We start from the raw sequence: 6,247 nt of genomic DNA, 5'->3' as shown, positions 1-6,247 counted from the left end.
GCGCAATCCCACCAAACTCAGGGCGCCGAACATCGAAGCCCGTCCCGGACGACACCCCACCCCGCCCCCGGCACCGGCCCCCGGCACCGCCCCCCCGGTACCCCCGCCCTGGTACCCCTCGGCCCCGCCCCCCCCGGTGCCCGCCTACGCCAACCCCAGCGCGAACACCGCGAACCCGGCCGCCAGCAGCCCCGCCACGGTCCGCCGCACGCCCGTCGCCTTGCGCCACGGCTCCTCGAACCTCCGCGCATGGCGGGCGATGGCCACCAACAGGACGGCGAACACCGGCATCCACGCCACCCGCGCCGCGATCCAGCCCAGGCTGTCCGGCGCCGTGGTCAGCCCCGCCAGCCCGCCCACGAACGAACCGGGCACGGCCGCCGCCAGCATCGCCGTCTGGTGCCAGCACAGGATGGTCATCGCGCACAGGTTGATCACGACCACCGGCGCCCACAGGGCCGGCCGGGCCAGCAGGGCGGCCAGCCGCCCGCGCAGCAGGATCGCCGCACCCGACTGGGTGGCGGCCAGAGCCAGCACCAGCAGCGACGGCGGGTGCGAGTTGGTCCGCACCTCACCCGGCACGCCCACCATCGACGCCGGGTAGTGGAAGACCGCCAGCAGCGCCGCGAACAGCACCGCCCCGCCGACCAGCAGCAGCCGGCCCCCGCGCCGCCCGATCCGCCCCTCGCCCCAGGACACACCGAGCTGGTACGCGAACAGCCAGCCGGGCAGGATGTTCACCAGCGCGAGCCAGGACGGCACGGAGTCGGCCAGTGGCCCGTAGCGCAGGAAGTCCACCACCGCGACCGACCCGAGCAGCGGCGCCGCCGCCCAGCCGCCGAGCCGGTGGGCCGCCCGCACGCAGTACGGGGTCAGCGCGGTCACCACCACGTACACCCCGACGAACCACAGCGGCTGGATCACCAGCGTCGCCCCGGTCCGCAGCGTCGCCTCCGGCACCCCGGCCGCGTACAGCACGGGCGCGGCCAGCGCCCACGCCGCGGTCACCCCGAGCACCGGCCGCCCCAGCCGGGCCATCCGGCCCTTCAGCCACGCCCCCGTCGACCCCTTGCGGCGCCGGAAGGAGAGCGCCGAGGCGTACCCGCCGACCAGGAAGAAGATGCCCAGCATCTGGAGCACCCAACTGGCCGGGGCCAGCCCGCCGAAGGCCGACAGCGGGCTGGCGTTGTGCAGCCCGCCCTCGGCGTCGAGGGTGAACCCGCCGAGCAGCCAGTGCCCGGTCGGCACGGCCAGCAGCGCCAGGGCGCGCAGCCCGTCGATCGCCCGGTCGCGGTGGGCGGGGGTCTGCCGCTCGATCCGGTCGGCGGTCCCCTTCACCACGGTGAGCGCGCTCATCGGACGTCCCCCTTCGCGATCGCGGCGAACGCCGCCAGTGACTGGGTCCCGGCCGCGAAGTAGCCGGTGTGGCCCTGTACGTCGGCGGCCGGCACCCGGCGGGCGCCGAAGGCCGCGGAGGTGGGGTCGGCGCCGTGGCCGATCCCGGCGAACTCGACGTTCGGGATGTCGGCGATCCAGTCGGAGGGCCCCCGGGCCGCCCACACCCGGGCGCCGGTGCGCAGGCCGGCCGCGGTGTCGGCGCGCATGCCGGGGGAGCCGAAGGCCACGATGTCGGTGGCGTCCGTGTGCCGGGCCGCCAGTCCGCAGACCACCGAGCCGTAGCTGTGGCAGAACAGCACCGGGTCGGGGGCGCCCACCGCGTCCAGCCCCTGCGTGAACCGCGCCAGCCGCACCGCCCCGGCCTCGGCCAGCCGGCCGTCGGCCGCGTCCAGGCCCACCCCGACCGGGGTGGTGTAGCCGACCCAGGCGATCACCGCGGTGGAGCCGCCGGCCGCCGCCCGCAGCGCCCGGGCCATTCCGGCCGGCCCGGTGGCGGGCTTGCGCACGGCGTCGTAGCCGGTGGCGTCGTTGTCGGACCCCGGCACGATCACCGAAACGTGCTCGGCGTGCTCCAGGTCCCCGAACACCTCGGCGACCTGCCCCCGCCCGCGCGGGTCGAAGGCCAGGATCCGCCGGTCCGGCGCGGCGAGGGAGGCGTAGCGGGCCTCACCCGTCGCGGCGACGGCGATCCGGTTGGCCTCGTACCGCAGGGCGAGCGGCGCGCCCTCCAGATTGCCCACGACCAGCGGGTGGGCCCGTACGAGCTCCCGGCGCGCGCCCTCGTCCAGCCCGGCGAAGAACCGGGCCACCTCGCGCGGCGACGCACCCGCCGGATCGGGCAGCGCCCGGCCGGAGGCCGTATCGGCCCGCCAGGCGGCGGTCCCGGGCGGCGGCCCGGTGACCGCCCGCCGGCTGTCGCCGGAGGCCCATCCCGCGGTCCCCCCGACGACGGCCACCGCCAGCGCGGCCGTGACCATCGTCCTTCCGAAGCGGCGCATGCCCCTTCTCCCTTCCTCGTGACGAGCCTCGTGACGAGGAGGAAGGTAGGAAGGAGGTACCGGCCCGCACGTCGGACCGTGGAGCCAACCGGGATGTCATACCCCGGTAGGGGGTGGAGGAGAAGAGGTCAGCCGGCGTCGCCCGGGCGTACGAGGCCCGCCTCGTACGCGAAGATCACCGCTTGGGCGCGGTCGCGCAGGTCGAGCTTGGCCAGGACCCGGCCGATGTGCGTTTTGACCGTCTGTTCCGCCACCACCAGCCGGCCGGCGATCTCCTGGTTCGAGAGCCCGCGGGCGATGAGTTCCAGTACCTCGGTCTCACGCGGGGTGAGGCCGTTCAGTCGCAGTGCCGGGTCCTTGCGCGGCGCCGGGCGCTGCTGGACGAAGTCCGCGATCAGCCGGCGGGTCACCGAGGGCGCCAGCAGTGCCTCGCCCGACGCGACCACCCGGACCGCCGCGATCAGGTCGGCCGGCGGCGCGTCCTTGAGCAGGAAGCCGGAGGCGCCGGCGCGCAGCGCCTCGTACACGTAGTCGTCGATGTCGAAGGTGGTCAGCATCAGCACCTTCGGCCGGTGCACCACCCCGGGCGGGGGATCCAGGAGCTCCCGGGCGGCCGTGAGCCCGTCCATCTCCGGCATCCGTACGTCCATCAGCACCACGTCGGGGTGCGTGGAACGCGAGACCTGCACCCCCTGCCGCCCGTCGGGTGCCTCGCCCACCACGTCGATGTCGGCCTGCGCCGACAGCAGTGCGGCGAACCCCGCCCGCACCATGGCCTGGTCGTCGACGATGATCACGCGGATGGTCAACTTGCGTCCTCGGTATCGGCTTTCAGGGGCAGGCGGGCGGCGACGCGGAAGCCGCCGTCGGGCAGCGGGCCGGTGTCCAGGGTCCCGCCGGTCAACCGTACGCGCTCGCGCATCCCCACCAGGCCGTGGCCCGTGCCCGAACTCTCCAGCTCCACCACGGCGTCCCTGGCCGGGCCGTTGACCACGAGCACGAGGACCTCGTCCTCGTCGACGGTCACCGAGACCCGCGTCCGCGCCCCCGGGGCGTGCCGCACCACATTGGCGAGGGCCTCCTGCACGATCCGGTACGCCGACAGGTCCACGGCGGGCGGAGCCGCCTCGGCCGCGCCGGTGGCCAGGGACAACTCCACCGGCTGCCCGGCCCGTACGGTCGCCTCCACCAGCTGCTGGAGCCGGTCGATGCCGGGCTGTGGGGCCAGCGTGCCCGCGCCGCCGCCGTCGGCGCCGTCCGCACCGTTCGCGCCGTCCCCGCGCAGCACGGTCAGCAGCCGGCGCATCTCGCCCAGCGACTCGCGCGCACTGGCCGCGATCGCCGCGAACTCCTCCTGCACCGGCTCCGGCATGCCCGGCAGCCGGTACGGCGCCGAATCGGCCTGCACGGTGATCACCGACATGTGGTGCGCCACCACGTCGTGCAACTCCCGCGCGATCCGGGCCCGTTCCTCCAGCAGCGTCCGCCGGGCCCGCTCCGCCTCGCTGATGCTCTCCTGCTCGGCGATCCGCTGCTGCGCGTCGCCCAGCCCGCGCAGCGCCCCCGTGAGCACGAGCATCACACCGGCCAGCACGAACAGCAGGGCGGCGGTGTTCATGGAGCCCTTCGGCTGGGAGAAGCCGAGCACCGCTCCGACCGCTCCCGTCGCCAGCCACACCCCGACCAGGGTCCGGATCGACTCGCGCAGCCCCAGGCAGGCCATCAGCGCCAGATAGCCGACGATGGCCATCGGGGTCCACGGCCAGGCGCGCGCGACCACCCCGTCGGCATGGATCAGCAGCAGCGCGCCGATCGTGTCCGTGAGCAGGATCAGCGCCCAGGCGGCCATCGGCCGGGTCACGGCGAGCAGCAGCGGCACGGTCTGCGCCACCCCCAGCGCGCCCGACCAACCGCCGGCCAGCCCGTAGTCGTTCGTCAGCACCGCGATGGTCACCGGCAGCAGCGTCACCACGAAGACGCCGACGACCCCGAACGGCAGCCACCGCTGCCAGGTCTTGGGCGCCTGCGCGAACAACGGCTCGGCCGCCCGGGCCGGCGTGCGCATCACCACCGCGAGCTGCGCCAGCGCGCCCGGTACCCGGGCGCCGGGCGCGCCGGCCGAGCGGCTCCGGGTGTCTTCGCGGGTCCTGAGGCGCAGCCGGGGGCGGGTGCGGCGGGCTTTGTCGCTCATGATCGGACCAGCCTATGCGCCTCGGACCCGGATCCGCGGTACGGATAGGCTGCTCGCCGGTCGATCACGGGGGAGCCGGTACGCATGGGCGGGGCAGCCGCGCTGGAAAAGCTGGTGCCGGTACTGCTGGCCTTCGGCGGCGGGGTGTTCCTCGCCCGCCGCAAGATCGTCCCGCTCGAGGCCTCCAAGGCCTTCTCGGACTACGCCTTCCTCTTCGCCGTGCCCTGCTACCTCTTCGGCAACATCTACGCCGGTGACCTCGCGGCCCTCTTCGACTGGCGGGCGATCGGCGGCTACGCCGGTGCGGCCGCCCTCGCGGTGGCCGCCGTGGCCACCGCGGCGGTCGCCCGCGGCGTACGGGAACCGCGCGCCGTGGCCCTGCGCGTGATGGCGGGAGTCCAGGTGAACACCGCCTACTTCGCCGTCCCCGTCTTCATCACCGTGTTCGGGACGGCGGCCCCGATCTTCCCGATCCTGCTCTTCCAGGTGTGCGTGCTGTCCCTGGTCGTCATCTCCTTGATGGAACTGGGCCGCTCCGGTCCCGCCGCGGGAGGCCCGGGGCGGCGGCTGGCCCGGGCGGTCGGCGCCTCGCTCGCCACCCCGCTGGTCCTGGCCTGCAACGCGGGGATCCTGCTCAACCTGCTTTCGGTGCACGTCCCCCCGGTGGTCCTGAACGGAGCCGCCTTCGTCGGGGACAGCGCCTCCCCGGTGGCCCTGTTCGCCCTCGGCCTCCACCTGGGCGGCATCGGTCTGGACCTGCGGGGCACCACCCGAGAGGAGCTGGCGCTCATCGGCTTCAAGTGCCTGGTGTTCCCGCTGCTCACCTGGGCGGTGTGCGGGGCGGTGTTCGGCGTGCGGGGCGAGTGGCTCGCGTACCTGGTCCTGATCGCCGCCATGCCGACCCCGCAGAACCTGTTCATCTTCGCCCAGCGCTACGACGTGGGCGTCGAACTCTCCGCCTCCGTTGTGATCAAGAGCTCGCTCGTATCACTCCTGTTGCTGCCCCTCTGGTTGCAGACTGTGGCCTCATGAGCGAACCGAAGCAGCCGGCCCAAGAGCGGCCCGGCTCCGCGCCCTTACTCGCGACCGCCACTCTGGGCCTGCTGGCGGCCTGGGCCGTGCACGACCTGGAGGAGGTGGCCACCATGGCACGCTGGTCCCGCACCCGGGTCCCTGTCCTGCGCGAGCGCCACCCCCGCGTGCCCGACCGGGTCTGGCGGCGGCTCGAAGGCGTGGACGGGCGCGAGTTCGCCACCGCCGTCGGCCTCATGGGCCTCGTCGTCGCCGCGGCCTCCGCCGACGGGCTGCGCACCGGTGGGCGTTCCGCGTTCTACCAGAGCGCCCTGACGGGCTTCGGCCTGCACGGGCTGGTCCACCTCGGGCAGTCCGCCGCCACCCGTGGCTACACCCCGGGCGTGGTCACCTCGCCCCTGGTCGTCGTCCCCTTCACCCTTTGGGCCCGTGGCCGGCTGCGACGTGCCGGGGTCCTGCGGCCCACGCGGGCCCGGGACGCGCTGGCGGGCCTGGCCCTCGCGGGCACGGCCACCGCCGCCGCGCACGCCGTGGCCCGGCGGTGGCGCGGGGCGGCGCCGAAATTCAGCCCGCCCGGCGTTTGCGGGCACGGGCGCGGAGCGCACGTACGGGGTCCGGGGCGGAGCCC

5 protein-coding genes and 1 pseudogene are annotated in these 6,247 nt (G+C 74.9%); 2 read left to right on the top strand and 4 right to left on the bottom strand.

Annotated features, from left to right (window positions below; all coding sequences use genetic code 11):
• Positions 1-144 precede the first annotated feature (144 nt).
• From ACFWBN_RS39490 to ACFWBN_RS39475, 4 genes are all read right to left on the bottom strand, one after another.
• Positions 145-1,356, bottom strand: a complete 1,212-nt coding sequence (locus ACFWBN_RS39490; protein WP_385186625.1) for an acyltransferase — start codon at positions 1,354-1,356, stop codon at positions 145-147.
• Complete coding sequence (locus tag ACFWBN_RS39485; RefSeq protein ID WP_385186621.1) at positions 1,353-2,396, bottom strand: alpha/beta hydrolase; 1,044 nt, start codon at positions 2,394-2,396, stop codon at positions 1,353-1,355. Before ACFWBN_RS39485 ends, ACFWBN_RS39490 begins: the two co-directional genes overlap by 4 nt.
• Before the next feature lie 128 nt (positions 2,397-2,524).
• Positions 2,525-3,205, bottom strand: a complete 681-nt coding sequence (locus tag ACFWBN_RS39480; protein WP_385186619.1) for a response regulator — start codon at positions 3,203-3,205, stop codon at positions 2,525-2,527.
• Entirely contained in the window at positions 3,202-4,587 is a 1,386-nt protein-coding gene (locus tag ACFWBN_RS39475) for a histidine kinase (RefSeq protein WP_385186616.1), read from the bottom strand. The genes ACFWBN_RS39480 and ACFWBN_RS39475 overlap by 4 nt, the downstream gene beginning before the upstream one ends.
• A gap of 84 nt (positions 4,588-4,671) precedes the next feature.
• Between ACFWBN_RS39475 and ACFWBN_RS39470 the strand changes: the two genes are divergently transcribed.
• Both ACFWBN_RS39470 and ACFWBN_RS39465 read left to right on the top strand, forming a co-directional pair.
• Entirely contained in the window at positions 4,672-5,619 is a 948-nt protein-coding gene (locus tag ACFWBN_RS39470) for an AEC family transporter (RefSeq protein WP_385186613.1), read from the top strand.
• A pseudogene (locus tag ACFWBN_RS39465) lies at positions 5,616-6,161 on the top strand (HXXEE domain-containing protein); the annotation flags it as partial. The gene ACFWBN_RS39470 and the pseudogene ACFWBN_RS39465, both read left to right, overlap by 4 nt.
• Positions 6,162-6,247: the final 86 nt, after the last annotated feature.

Origin of the sequence: Streptomyces sp. NPDC059989 (assembly GCF_042736975.1) — a bacterium.
Lineage (GTDB): Bacteria > Actinomycetota > Actinomycetes > Streptomycetales > Streptomycetaceae > Streptomyces.
This window is presented reverse-complemented; position numbering and strand designations above follow the sequence as displayed.